11 protein-coding genes and 1 tRNA gene are annotated in these 13,357 nt (G+C 58.7%); 6 read left to right on the top strand and 6 right to left on the bottom strand.

What is annotated here, in order from left to right; all coding sequences use genetic code 11:
* Nucleotides 1-12: 12 nt before the first annotated feature.
* The 4 genes from M9Q49_RS33705 to M9Q49_RS33690 all read left to right on the top strand — a co-directional run bounded on the left by M9Q49_RS33705 (nt 13) and on the right by M9Q49_RS33690 (nt 4,180).
* The gene (locus M9Q49_RS33705; protein ID WP_254513733.1) at nt 13-1,341 is read left to right on the top strand and encodes a DUF1501 domain-containing protein; all 1,329 of its coding nucleotides are present in this window, start codon (nt 13-15) and stop codon (nt 1,339-1,341) included.
* Nucleotides 1,334-2,101, top strand: a complete 768-nt coding sequence (locus M9Q49_RS33700) for a PPC domain-containing protein (RefSeq protein WP_254513732.1) — start codon at nt 1,334-1,336, stop codon at nt 2,099-2,101. The genes M9Q49_RS33705 and M9Q49_RS33700 overlap by 8 nt, the downstream gene beginning before the upstream one ends.
* 111 nt (nt 2,102-2,212) lie before the next feature.
* Entirely contained in the window at nt 2,213-2,920 is a 708-nt protein-coding gene (locus tag M9Q49_RS33695) for a 3-keto-disaccharide hydrolase (protein WP_254513731.1), read from the top strand.
* Between the two features lie 246 nt (nt 2,921-3,166).
* On the top strand, nt 3,167-4,180 hold the full coding sequence (locus M9Q49_RS33690; RefSeq protein WP_254513730.1) for a glycoside hydrolase family 5 protein: 1,014 nt from the start codon (nt 3,167-3,169) through the stop codon (nt 4,178-4,180).
* A 97-nt stretch (nt 4,181-4,277) separates the two neighbouring features.
* Here the strand turns inward: M9Q49_RS33690 and M9Q49_RS33685 are convergent.
* Nucleotides 4,278-4,351 (bottom strand) — tRNA-His (locus M9Q49_RS33685).
* 184 nt (nt 4,352-4,535) lie between these two features.
* On the opposite strand from M9Q49_RS33685, the gene M9Q49_RS33680 reads away from it, so the two are divergent.
* Nucleotides 4,536-6,734: an alpha/beta hydrolase family protein gene (locus tag M9Q49_RS33680; RefSeq protein ID WP_254513729.1), complete on the top strand. Its 2,199-nt coding sequence runs from the start codon at nt 4,536-4,538 to the stop codon at nt 6,732-6,734.
* Nucleotides 6,735-6,758: 24 nt separating this feature from the next.
* Here the strand turns inward: M9Q49_RS33680 and M9Q49_RS33675 are convergent, their stop codons facing one another.
* Both M9Q49_RS33675 and M9Q49_RS33670 read right to left on the bottom strand, forming a co-directional pair.
* A complete protein-coding gene (locus M9Q49_RS33675) occupies nt 6,759-7,133 on the bottom strand; it encodes a hypothetical protein (protein ID WP_254513728.1) in 375 nt (124 codons plus the stop codon).
* A gap of 71 nt (nt 7,134-7,204) precedes the next feature.
* Complete coding sequence (locus M9Q49_RS33670) at nt 7,205-8,944, bottom strand: S8 family peptidase (protein WP_254513727.1); 1,740 nt, start codon at nt 8,942-8,944, stop codon at nt 7,205-7,207.
* A 219-nt stretch (nt 8,945-9,163) separates the two neighbouring features.
* On the opposite strand from M9Q49_RS33670, the gene M9Q49_RS33665 reads away from it, so the two are divergent.
* On the top strand, nt 9,164-9,694 hold the full coding sequence (locus M9Q49_RS33665) for a chemotaxis protein CheX (RefSeq protein ID WP_254513726.1): 531 nt from the start codon (nt 9,164-9,166) through the stop codon (nt 9,692-9,694).
* Between the two features lie 70 nt (nt 9,695-9,764).
* On the opposite strand, the gene hemW is transcribed toward M9Q49_RS33665, so the two are convergent.
* From hemW to M9Q49_RS33650, 3 genes are all read right to left on the bottom strand, one after another.
* The gene (gene hemW, locus M9Q49_RS33660) at nt 9,765-10,916 is read right to left on the bottom strand and encodes a radical SAM family heme chaperone HemW (RefSeq protein ID WP_254513725.1); all 1,152 of its coding nucleotides are present in this window, start codon (nt 10,914-10,916) and stop codon (nt 9,765-9,767) included.
* A complete protein-coding gene (locus M9Q49_RS33655) occupies nt 10,913-11,752 on the bottom strand; it encodes an MBL fold metallo-hydrolase (protein WP_254513815.1) in 840 nt (279 codons plus the stop codon). The genes hemW and M9Q49_RS33655 overlap by 4 nt, the downstream gene beginning before the upstream one ends.
* 85 nt (nt 11,753-11,837) lie before the next feature.
* Entirely contained in the window at nt 11,838-13,103 is a 1,266-nt protein-coding gene (locus M9Q49_RS33650; RefSeq protein ID WP_254513724.1) for an FG-GAP repeat domain-containing protein, read from the bottom strand.
* Nucleotides 13,104-13,357: the final 254 nt, after the last annotated feature.

Genomic DNA, 13,357 nt, shown 5'->3' with positions numbered 1-13,357 from the left:
CAAGGGAAACACATGCTCGACATCAATTTAAATAGTGCGAAGAAGCAATTTTGCAACGGCTGGCAGCGGCGTGACTTTCTGCGCGTGGGCGCCATCGCTCCGCTGGGGTTTTCGCTGGCGAATCTGCTGGCCGCTCAATCGGCGAGCGGTGCGCCCGAAATGAAGAAGCGGGCCAAGTCGATCGTGCTCGTTTATCTCGGCGGTGGCTTGAGCCATCACGATAGTTTCGATCCCAAGCCGAACGCCTCGGCCGAGATCAAAGGGAAGTACAGCACGATTCAGACGAAGTTGCCGGGCATCAGCTACGGCGAGCTCGTGCCGCTCCTCGCGCAGCAGAATGACCTTTACACGCTGATCCGCAGCGGCGCGCACAACAACGATCATCACGAAACGGCGACCAACTGGGTGATGAGTGGCCGCTTCGGCTCGGCTTTTGGCGACTATCCTGCCATCGGCGCGGTTGTCGCGCACGAGACGGGCTTTCGCTCACAAGTGCCGCCGTATGTGTCGGTTCCCAACAACCCATCGTTCACTTGGGAGCTCGGCCGCAGTGCTTTCCTCGGCGGTCGATTTGAATCGTTCAAGGCTGGTGATCCGAACTCGGGCGGTTACAAAGTTCGCGACCTCGCTCGTTCGCAGCCGCTGAGCGATACTTCGCTCAATCGCCGTAAAAACCTGCTGCAAGCCGTCGATTCGCTCGGTGAGCAAGTTCGCGGCAACGATCAGGTAGCGACGTACGACGAATTCCAGAAGCGGGCCGCAGAGATGATTCTCTCGCCGCAAGCGCAGGCGGCGTTCGACATCGAAAAGGAATCGGCCGAAACGCGCGATCGGTACGGCCGGAGCACGTTTGGTCAAAGCTGCCTTCTCGCGCGGCGGCTAGTCGAAGGGGGCGTCACGTTCGTCACCGTGAACTACGGCGGCTGGGATCATCACGGCAAGATTTTTCCTGCGCTCGATAAGAAACTGCCCGAGTTCGACAAAGGCTTTTCGGCCTTCCTCGCCGATATGAAGGAGCGCGGCTTGCTCGACGAGACCCTCGTCGTGTGCATGGGAGAATTCGGCCGCACGCCGAAGATCAACAAGGACGAAGGCCGCGACCACTGGGGCCCCGCCGCCTCGCTGATCATGGCCGGCGCCGGCGTGAAGGGTGGCCAGGTGATCGGTGCAACCGACGAGATCGGCGCGCACGCGACGAAGCAACCGGTCAAGCCGGCCGATGTGGCGTACACCATGCTCTCGGCCCTCGGCATTCATCCGCGCAAGCACATCCACACGCCCGACGGTCGGCCGCTGGAAATTCTAGACGAAGGCTCGCTGATCGCGGATCTGTATGGTTAAGCATTTTTTCATCGTCGTCGCCAGCCTGTTGATTGCTAGCGCCAGTGCACAGGACAAACCGCCAGAGAAAAAGGATGGTCCCAAGATCATCCTCGCGGCTCCGCTTGTTGTTTCGCCGAATGTCGCTGCCAAGATCACACTGCGCGGAATGAAGCTCGACACCGCCAGTGAAGTGGCGATCACCGGCGTCGAAAATCCGCCAAAGATCGAACTGAAAAAGAAAGAGAAATCGAATCCGCCGAACGGCATCAACGCCAACGAAATTGGCGATTCCTTTGTCGAGATCGAGTTCACCCTGCCGGAAAATTTCGCCGCTGCCGATGTGCAGCTGGCGGTCACAAACCCGGATGGGACTTCGCAGCCTTACAACCTCGCGGTGAAACCAGCAGACAAACTGCAAGCAGAATCGGAACCCAACGAAGCCTTTCGCAAATGCAACAAGCTCGCTGTGGGCCAGACGATCGTCGGCAGCGTTCATCAGCAGCGCGACGTCGATGTGTTCGAAATCGAAGCTCAGGCGGGCCAGGCACTCGTGGCGGAAACCTTCGCCGCGCGGCGTGGTTCGGCGCTCGATCCGCTGTTGATTCTTTACGATGCTGCCGGCCAGGTTCTTGCGCAGAGCGACGATCAGCCGGAGCATCGCGACGCGTTGCTCAAGTACAAGACGACCTCGGCCGGCAAGTTTTATCTCGGTTTGCTAGATGCCCACGACCGCGGCTCGGGCGGCCACCCCTATCTGCTCGAACTGCGGGCAGAGTAATATCACAGTCGCCTTCCTCAGGTAGCCCGTAGCGTTAGCGAGGGTGTGTTCCCTGCAATGCACTCCCTCGCTAACGCTACGGGCTACCTATCTCACCTCAGGAGTAAATCCATGAAACTGCTCTCCCGTCTCTTCGCGTTCGCCTTCGTTATCACCATCGCCGCGCCGCTCTTCGCCGAAGACGCCGCGCCGAACACGCTCACCGACAAGGAAAAGTCCGCCGGTTGGAAGTTGCTGTTCGACGGCAAGACCACCGACGGCTGGAAGAATTTCAAGAAGGATAGCGTCTCGCCCGGCTGGCAAGTGAAGAACGGCGAACTGACCCGCGCTGGCAACAACGCCGGCGACATTGTGACTGCCGACAAATACACCGCATTCGAACTCGTCCTCGAATACAAGATTTCGAAGGGTGGCAACAGCGGCTTGATGTTCCACGTCACCGACGAAGGCGGCACGCCCTGGATGACCGGCCCGGAAATCCAAGTGCAAGACAACAAAGATGGCCACGATCCGCAGAAGGCCGGTTGGTTGTATCAGCTCTACAAGCCAGCCGACGGCGTCGATGCGACGAAGCCCGCTGGTGAATGGAACGAGCTCCGCGTGCTGATCTCGCCCGAGAAGTCGACCGTGTGGATGAACGGCACGAAGTATTACGACTTCGTGAAGGGAAGCAAGGATTGGGATGAGAAGGTCGCCGCCAGCAAGTTCAAGGCGATGCCTCTCTTCGGCAAACCGACCAGCGGCATGATCAGCTTGCAAGACCACGGCAACGAAGTGGCCTATCGCAACATCAAGATCCGCGTGATCGACGCGAAGTAAGTTTCGTTTCGAAAGCGTCTGCGCATACGCGACCGCTGGGCTTGTCCCAGCGGGGCGCTCACTGGCCTGCTACAAAATTCTGCAGAACTAGATACGGCGACCATGGGCCTTGTGCCCGTGGGGCCATCACTGGCTAGCTGAATAGTGATCACTCCACCGGCACAAGGCGCACAAGGCCGGTGGTCGCGGAAGCAAGCTGAAAGTCACGCGTCGTTGATGTCATCCTCTCTCTCTTTGGTGAACACCATGAATTCTCTCTTCGCCAAATCCCTTCTCGCGATGTGCTTGGTTGCCACCTGCGGACTGCATGTCGCAAGCGCCGAGGACATCTTCGCCGCCAACAAAGCGCTCGGCCGGGGCGTGAACCTGGGCAATGCTCTCGAAGCGCCGAAGGAAGGCGAGTGGGGGATGAAGATCGAGGCGGAATATTTTCCGCTCATCAAGCAAGCCGGCTTCGATCACGTCCGTTTGCCGGTGAAGTGGACTTCGCATGCGAGCAAGACGGAGCCATTCGTTGTGGAGCCGGCGTTTTTCGAGCGCATCGATCAACTGCTGAAGCAAGCCGAGGATGCCAAGCTCAAAGTCGTGCTCAACCATCATCACTTCGAAGAGCTCGATAAAAATCCTAAGGGCGAACTGCCGCGGGCCATTGCGATTTGGAAGCAGATCGCCACCCGCTATAAGGATCGTGGCTCGTTTTTGGTTTTCGAGCTGATGAACGAACCGCATGAAGAGCTCAACAAAGACAACGCCTGGACCGAAATCATCCCGCCGCTCCTCGCCGCCGTCCGCGAGAGCAACCCGACGCGGCCCGTGATCATCGGCCCGCCCTTCTGGAACGGCATGTGGGCCCTCAGCAAGTTCAAGCTGCCGGACGACCCGAACCTGATCGTCACGGTTCATTACTACAACCCGTTCAAATTCACCCACCAAGGCGCGCACTGGGTGAAGGACTCGGCGCCGTGGATCGGCACGAAGTGGACCGGCGACGAAAAGGAACTCGGCGAGATCACGAAGGAATTCGACGCCACGGCGAAATGGGCCAAGGAAAACAACCGCCCGATCTACCTCGGCGAATTCGGCGCGTTCAGCAAAGCCGACGATGAAAGTCGCGCGCGTTGGACGAAGGCCATCACCGGCGAAGCCGAGAAACGCGGCTGGAGCTGGGCCTACTGGGAATTCGGCGCCGGCTTTGGCGTGTACGACCGCGAGAAGAAGGCTTGGCACGAAAGCTTGAAGGATGGACTGCTGAAGCACTAAAGCAGCGGCCATTGCGATGACAGAGGGCTATTGCTGAAAACCGCCCGATCCACCAACGAAAACGGCCCCGCTAAAGTGCGGGGCCGTATTGCTTTAGGGTGGCTGACGGGACTTGAACCCGCGACTTCCAGATCCACAATCTGGCGCTCTAACCAACTGAGCTACAGCCACCGCGAGTCGTGTTAGTTTACCAGCGACGGCCAGACGTGGCAACGGTCTGACGGGCCGCGCAACCGCCGGAAAAAGCTGGCTCCGCCGCCAGGGCAGCGTTACACTATCCGCCGCTCGCTGGATAAGACGCCACGCGGAGCTTGACCGCTACTGATCCCACCGCCTTGCTCTCGGAAAGTCGACGATGAACGTGCTCCGCTGGCTCTTCGTTTTCACTTGCTTCATTACGACGAGCAGCCTGCGAGCCGCCGAGGCACCGCGGGCCCTGCCCGACGGCAAGCGGCCCGACGATGTGCGACTGCTCGATCCCAAGGATCTCGACGGTTATTTTCCCTTCACGCCGCCGGCTAGTCGCGAGGCTTGGGCCCCGCGGCAAGCCGCCGTGAAGCGGCAGATTCTGGCGTCGCAGGGTCTCTGGCCAATGCCGACCAAGACGCCGCTGAATGCCAAGATCCACGGCCTGGTCGATCAGGGTGACTACACGGTCGAGCGGGTTTATTTCGAGAGCTTTCCGGGCTTCTACGTCACCGGCAGCCTCTACAAGCCGAAGGGAAAAACCGGGCCGCTGCCGGTGATGCTTTATGCCCAGGGGCATTGGTCGAACGGTCGTTTTCATGACGCTGGTTTGCAAACGACGCGACAGCAGATCGTCATCGGCGCCGAGCGGTTCGAAGATGCCGGCCGCAATCCGTTGCAGTCGTGCTGCGTCGGTCTCGCGCGCATGGGCTGCGTCGTGTTTCAATACGACATGATCGGTTACGCCGACAGCCAGCAGCTGTCGTTCGAGTTGGCCCATCGCTTCGCCAAGCAGCGGCCCGAAATGAACAAGCCTGAGAACTGGGGACTCTACAGCCCGCAAGCCGAAGCTCGGCTGCAATCGATCATGGGTTTGCAAACGTGGAGCTCGGTGCGGTCGCTCGATTTTGTGCTCGACCTGCCGAACATCGATAAAACGCCGATCGACAGAACGCGCGTCGGCATCACCGGCGCGAGCGGCGGCGGCACGCAAACGTTTCTGCTCGCCGGCATCGACGATCGCGTGACGTTGTCGTTCCCCGCCGTGATGGTTTCGACTTCGATGCAAGGCGGCTGCACGTGCGAGAACGCCAGCTGCCTGCGCGTGAACACCGGTAACATCGAGTTCGCCGCCCTCTTTGCCCCGAAGCCGCAAGGAATGACCGGCGCCAACGACTGGACGAAGGAAATGTCGACCAAGGGCTTTCCGGAAATCCTCAAGCATTACGAAATGATGGGCGCGCCGAAGAACGTGATGCTCCTGCCGAACTATCACTTCCAGCACAACTACAACTATCCAAGTCGCAGCGCGATGTATGGTTGGGTCAACAAGTTTTTCAAGCTCGGCATTCCCGAGCCGGTCGTCGAAGAAGATTTTAAACGCCTCGAGCAAAAAGATCTGACTGTTTGGAACGAGCAACATCCGCAGCCGAAGGGTGGCGATGACGTAGAGCGACAAGTTTGCAAAACCTGGCACGAGGATGCCGAAGCGCAGCTGAAAAAGCTCACGCCGACCGACAAGGAATCGCTGACCAAGTGGCGAGAAGTGGTTGGCGGCGGTTGGCAGGCCGTGCTGCAGCGCGAGTTGCCGGCCGCGAGCGATCTCGATTACCTGCAGGTCAGCGAAAGCAACAAAGGTGACATGACACAGTACCTGGGCATCGTGAAAAACAAGCGCCACAGCGAACAGCTGCCGGCGATGTTTTTTCTGCCCGAGAACTGGAACAAGCGAGTCGTGATCTGGTTGAGCGAAAAAGGCAAGGCGGGCCTGATCGATAGCGACGGCAAACCGACCGCCGAGATTCGCAAGTTGCTGAAGCAAGGCGTGGCCATCGCTGGTGTCGATCTGTTTTCGCAAGGCGAGTTTCTGTCGGACGGCGAACCAGTGAAGCAAAACCGCGTCGTAAAAAATCCGCGCGAGTTCGCTGGTTACACCTATGGCTACAACCAGGCCCTCATCGCCCAGCGAGCTCACGATGTGCTAACGATGATTTCCTTTGCCAAGAATCATCCCGACAAGCCAGAGCGAATCGATCTGGTCGCGCTCGATGGCACGGCGCCGATTGCCGCGCTCGCTCGTGCAGTCGCCGGCGATGCGGTGCACACGGCAGCGATCAACACGGCTGGCTTTCGCTTTGCCGGCGTCGACGACTATCGCGCACTCAACTTTTTGCCCGGTAGCGCGAAGTACGGCGACATTCCCGCCCTCCTCGCGCTCGGCGCTCCCGGCGCACTCTGGGTCGGCGGAGAAAAACCCGATGCGCTGCAGCTGACAGCGGCTGCCTATCGCGCTGCAGGGGATGATAAGAAGTTGACCGTTGCTGAGAGCAAGGACACCGACGCCGCGCTGCAGTTCCTGCTGAAGTAGCGCACGCGCCGATCGAACGATCGACTAGGTGTGATGCTGGCGATTGGGCCGGATTTTGCCGACGAGGTCGGAACCGGCCAGCTCTTTTAACTGATCAGGATTCACTCGGGCCACAAAAGACTCGGCCGAATCAAGCCGAACCGGGTTCGGCACATTCAGATTTTTGAGGAGAAGTTCCAGCTGATCCATGGGACTGCGTGTCTTGGTCTGCGTGCGCGTGCCTCGCTCTTCGATGGTGGTCCGCTCGTGCTTGGCGACGGGCAGACCTTTACGAACGATGGCGTAGGGAGCATTGGCCGCATCGGCAACGACTTCCACAATGACCGAAATCGGCTCCTGATTCGCAGCATCGGCAAACTGCCGAAGGGAAGGATCGAGTGTCGGAAAAGTGGCGTTCATATCGGAATTCTACGCGGAGACCTGGGAAATGTACAATTTCAATCAGGCTCCCTAAAGATTAGTTTCGGCTGTTACTCGCGGGACGACCCCTTCTTTTTGGTTGATTTCTTTGTGGTTTTCCTGGCTGTCTTTTTCTTCACGGCCTTCTTTTTCGGGGCTTTCTTTTTGACTGCTCGTTTGCGGGGAGGGACGCTGCTAGTTGTGGGCTGGGGTCTTGGCGCTGGATCGGTGACGTAACCCAGTTCGTCGGCATATCCAAAGGCCCGCAGGGTGTCGATTCGGCCATAGCCGAAGCGATGGTTCTGGCCGGCCTCGCCTAATTCGGTCACCGAACTGATCAACAGATTCTGCAACAGTTCGGCCCGTTCCGCGCCTCGCGTGTCCTGCAAAATGGTGCTGCGTCCACTGAGGAGCAAAGCCATCGCGCCGGCAACGTGTGGAGTCGCCATGGAAGAACCGTTAAAGGCCTCCCATTTTCGAGAACGCACTGCGGAGAAAATGTCGACGCCTGGCGCCGAGACATCGGGCTTCGAATAGACCAGCGGCAGGGACTTCTGATTGATGTAGCGCGACTGCTCGACGATTTGAGTTCGCCCACCACTGAAGCCCGCCGCGCGATCGAGATGATCGGTAGCACCGACCGTGAAGGCAAAGTAATCGTTGCCCGGAGCGCCCGTGGTTTGGCTCCCTTCGTTGCCAACCGCAACCACCACGGGAATTCCCACGCTGTTGGCATTGATGATGGCGCGCGTGTAGGTATCGAGCACGCCGGCGGTCATCTGCAAGCCGCCGAGCGACATGCTGATGATGTGCGCTCCACTTTTGATCGCCCAGTCGATGCCGGCCAGAATTTGAGCATCCGTGCCGCTGCCGCCTTGCAGCACGCGACCGGCCAGGATCTTTGCCTGCGGCGCCATGCCGATGTAACGTCCGCTCGCTTTGCCCCCCACGATGGTGCCAGCGCAATGCGTGCCGTGATCGTTGTCATCCTGGGCATGCTCAATCCCCGAATGCAACATGCGCCCTTCTTCATCAAATTCAGCAAAGCCGGCGATCTTACTAGCGCCGATTTCATCCACAAAATCGGGATGCGTAGGATCGATGCCTGTATCGAGAACCGCCACGAGCACAGGTTGGCCATTCACCGCGCCTTCGGCATCGTAGGCGCCCCAGCAAGCCAGTGCGCCAGTTTTAGAAAGCCCCCACGTATAGCCTCGGTAGTCGTTGATGGCCGGCCGCATGTCGGTCGATCGTGAGACCGGCGGCAAGCGAACGTCGCGATTCGGGTAAACGCCAGAAACCATCGGCATGCGAGTGGGTAGCGCAACCAACTCATCGCGCGTCAACTCCATCGTCATACTGCTCGAACTCCAGAAGACTTCTGGTTGGTACTTGCGCTTGGCATGAATCTCTTTGACGAAGTCCGAACTATTGAGAACTTGGCTAACCCTTTCCTTGCCAAAATGCTCCACTTGATCGCGCGTGGTTGAAAGGTATGCCAATTGAGCTGGCTTGAGTTGGGCCCGCACCGCTCGATCGGTATGCCACGAGGTGCTTGTCTTGGTTTTGCTGCTGACGTTGTTCTTGCCCTTGGTGCGCGGGTTGGGAATCAACTGCTTCGCGCTGATTAACCCGGCCCGGCGTTCCATAATGCTCGCCGAAACCTTGATATAAGTTTCAACATCCTGACTGGCATCCATTTGGATGATCACCCGGCAAACATCTCGGCTGGGAGTCAGGTCCGCCAGTTCTCGACACTGCATTTCCAGCTGAAACGCTCGGTCGTGAATTCGCATCGGTCGGGTGCTCATCGAGTAGCTCAAATGCTGAATGTCAGGGGTGCAGATTTCTGCCTAAAACGTAGCAATTGATGTAATCATTACAATCCTCACGAACTCAATTTCATGGTTTTTCGCACCTTATGAATGACAAGGATTGTCGCTAACGAACGGGAATTTCTGGTGTCTACGTTTATCATTTGACCGCGCGCCGTCCTGACGTAGGTTTCCGCAGCCATTCTCCCAGGCACGATGATCCCACGCCTTTGGAAAGTCACGATGCGCGCCGATTACATCAACCCGTTCATTAGTTCGCTGATCAACACCTTCGAGACGATGCTCGGCTGCACACTCACGCGCGGCCAGTTGTACTTGAAGACCCCGGAGACGCGACTGCACGATGTGAGCGGCATCATCGGGCTCAGCGGCCAAGCCCAAGGGACGGTGGTACTGAGCCTCGATAAGAATGTGGCGCTGCAAGCGACCACCACCATGCTGATGTGCGAAACGACCGAGCTCAACACCGACGTCGTCGATGCGGTCGGCGAACTCACCAACATGGTGGCCGGCAGTGCCAAGGCGCTGCTGACCGATTACAAGCTTTCGATCAGCCTGCCGGGCGTGATCAAGGGCGCCGGCCATGAAGTTTGTTTCCCCTCCGATGTAACGCCGATCTGCGTGCCGTTCACTTGTCCGTGGGGCGATCTGAAGATTGAAGTGGGCCTGGCCGAAGTCCGAGCACTCGTGCCTGGTGCTGCTGCGCCGGCCATGGCGATGGCCTAGCGTACAGATGAGCTCGTGTTGGCCGGAACAAGTTTACTCGCGCAGTTCCGGCCCGCTCTCACAGAGAGCTCTAACTCAGTAAGTAAGGCCATAAGCTATCGCTGATCAAGAGCCCGCGGCGGGTGAGGCGGAGCGAGGTAGCGGTTCGCTCGAGAAAGCCTTGGTCGAGGAAACGCTGCAAATCCGCGCCGCCGAGTTGTTCGATCGAGAAGCCGGTTTCGCGCGCAAACGCCTGTGATTCGATGCCCGCAAGTCGTCGTAAACCAAACACGAGTCGTTCGCGCGCACGCTCTTCTCCGCTCAGCGTTTCGCGCTCGGCTGTTGGCGATTGATCTTGCTCCAAACGCGATAGCCACGCCGTCGTGCTGCGGTGATTCATTTCGCGTACGCCGTTGACATAGCGAGCGGCGCCCGGACCGACCGCGAAATAGCCGCGGCCTAACCAATAGGTCTCGTTGTGGCGGCAGCGATGACCGGGGAGTGCGAAGTTCGAGACTTCGTAATGCTCATAACCAGCTGCCGTCAGCACGTCGATGGTTCGCTCGTACATGGCCGCGGCGGTGTCTTCTTCGGCGGGCTTTAGTTCGCCACGGTTCACGCGCGGGAAAAAGCTCGTTCCCTTTTCGATGGTCAGCCCATATGTCGAAATGTGCTGCGGCTGGAGCGCGAGCGCATTCTGCAAATCATTCTCCCACTCGGTGAGCGTTTCGCCGGGCACGCCGAAGATGAGATCGAGGGAAACCGAAGACGCGACCTCTTTCGCCGAGCGAAAGGCCGCGCCGACTTGCTGCGGTGAATGATCACGCTCGAGGATCGTCAGTTTTCGCTGGCTGAACGACTGCGCGCCGAGGCTGATGCGATTTACACCAGCCGTTTGCAACACCGCGCAGCGCTCGGGAGTCAGATCGAGCGGATTGGCTTCGGCACTGAATTCAAAGCCACGTTGCAGATCAAACCAATCTCGCACGAGCGCAAACAACTGCGCAAGCTGAGCCGGCGGCAGATGCGTCGGCGTGCCACCGCCGAAGAACAGCGTTTCCACTGGCCGGCGCGACTCCAGCAGCATCAGCTCTTTGGCCAGGGCCCGCAGATAGCGCTCGATCAGGTCATCGCGGCCGGCGATCAGCGTGAAGTTGCAATAACCGCAGCGATGCCGACAAAACGGAACATGAACATACGCAGCACGCGGCGGTGGAAACGAGACTGCGAACTCAGCACTCATAGCCACAGCTTCAGCCGGCCGCCGAGCATGTCGGGGAAGGCTTTGTGAACGTAGTGCTTCACTTGCTTGTCGTGATAGCGCGTGCTGAGATGCCCCGCGATGATCAACTCATTTTCGAAGCGGTCCTTGCGCTCGACCCAATCGTCGAGATGCATGTGGCCATGCTTGTGAATCTTTTCCTTGCGATGGCTGGGCGCGACGAAGGTCATCTCCGCGATCAGCACCTTGGCTTGATACATGGCCGGGCAAGCGTCGAGTCCACCCGGCGCGGTGTCGCCCGTGTAGGCCAGCAGCGGCAGTCGCTTTTCTTCCGTCACATCGGCGCCACTGAGGCGGATGTCGCGAATCTGCTCGCCAGTCAAACCCTGATACTCAGCTTTTAGTTTCTTCCGCTTCTCCCACACGACGAAGCCGACCGAGGGAACCGTGTGCTTTGTTGCCGAGACCGTCACGACATGCTCGCGCGACAGATCGATCTCATCGCCAGGCCGCAGGCCGATCAGTTCACACGGCAGGCGGCCGCGATCGAGTTTGCCGACGATCTTCAGCAGCATTTCAACGTTATCGACGGCATGCTCTGGCAGATAGATTGTGGGCGGTTCCATCTTCATCATTCGCCGCCGCGCCACGTAGACCGGGATCGCGGCCATGTGATCGAGATGGAGATGCGAGATGAACCAGGTCTGCGTCCCCATGAAGTCCCAGGGCTGGGCGCCGAGATCAAAGCCCAGCTTGAGTTCAGGAATCCGCCAGTATGACTGCACGGCTGCGCGCGAATACCCTTCGATCGTCAGATCCTGAAAAGGGAGCGAGAGGAAAGGTGCGTTGTCCATGATTCAATTGCAGATTTCAGATTGTAAATTGCAGATTGAAATACAGATTTGTGAATTCAATCTGCAATCTGAAATCTACAATCTGAAATTATTTTCCGTTCCAATAAATCTTGACGTTATGGGTCGCGCGGCCGACGGCGACGATGTCGTTCTTCCCATCACCGTTGAGGTCGCCGACGGCGAGGTCTTCGACGGCGACGCCGCCTTGATCGACGAATTGTCGTTCCCACTTTTGACCGGCGGCATCTTGCGGGTCGTAGATTCGCACGCCGCTCTTGCGGGTCGGGCCTAGGTCGTCGCGGATGCCGATGATGAGCTCTTCTTCTTCGTCATCGTCCATGTTTGCGCACCAAACGGCGTGGCCCCACTTCAGTTCCTCGTCGACGACTTGCCGATTCCACAGGCCTTCGCCAGGCGCGGGCCGATCAGCGGTCGGCTTGGTGTAGACGACAACTTGATTGCCATGCCAAGGCTCGATCGTGGCGATGTAGTCGCTGGTCTTGCCAAGTCGGCCATGCTTGATTTCGCTCGCGCCGCGGTTGGGCGATGTTTTTTGGTTCCCTTCGCCGATGTGCTGATTCTGCCACTTGCCGCTGTCGTCCTTGGTGAGGAGCGACACTCCCTCGAAGCTGACATACAAGATGTCGGGGTTGCCGTCGTGGTTGAAATCGGTCACTTGAAAGTTGTGCGTCACGTGCAGCTTGTCATCGATCACGGTCGGCTCCCACGGCCCCTTCACCGGATCGGCGGGGATCTTGAACGACAGCAACTGGCAGGTCGCTTCCTTCCAATCGGGCGCCTTCGTGCCGCGGCCCATCAGGGGCGACACGATCAGTTCCGGTTTGCCATCGCCATCGAGATCGGCAAAGTTCATACGATGCACGGTCGGCACTTCGCTGATGGGATGGACCTCCCACAGCCGATCGGGGTTCGCTTCATCTGCTTCTTTTTTCGAAACAGCCTTCGATTTATTCGGCCCGATCCACTGCACCGTGCCGCCACTCATCGTATTGAACGGCTTCCAATCGGCGCCGACGGCGAAGTCGAGCGAGCCATCGCCGTCGATATCGGCTGGGGCAAAGCAAACGTTGTCGGGTCGCGTCTGCTTGTCGATCAGGATGTGTTCCTTCCACGTCGGGTTTTCGAGCCAGAGAATCCGCGTCTGATCGACAATACAGATGTCGAGTTTCTTGTCGCCATTCATGTCGAGCAAGCGAACCGCGTAACCGACGCCGAGCTTGGTCGGCAACTCTTCGGCGCGGAGCGGAATTTCAGCGGCGGACGATTTTGCAACAGCTGAAAAAGCGAACGAAACCAGCACGGCCAACAGGCGAGCAGCGGAGGTGAGTCTCATCGGTAGGTTCCTGGGGGAGGAGGTTTGACCCCCAGGATAGCCGCGCGCGCTAGATTTGGGCAGAACGCTACCGGGGTCGGGAGTATTTTCCGGCAGCGCGCCTTATTCGGCATTCGACGGCTGGCCGGAAAATTCTCCCGACCCCCTTCACGCCGAATCGCGAGCGACTGCCGATCAACGTCAGGGGGGCAGGACGATTTTCGGGCCAACCTTTTTCGGCCAATGCGACGTCGTGTTGCCCGAAAGTAGTCCCA

Source organism: Anatilimnocola floriformis (assembly GCF_024256385.1).
Lineage (GTDB): Bacteria > Planctomycetota > Planctomycetia > Pirellulales > Pirellulaceae > Anatilimnocola > Anatilimnocola floriformis.
This window is presented reverse-complemented; position numbering and strand designations above follow the sequence as displayed.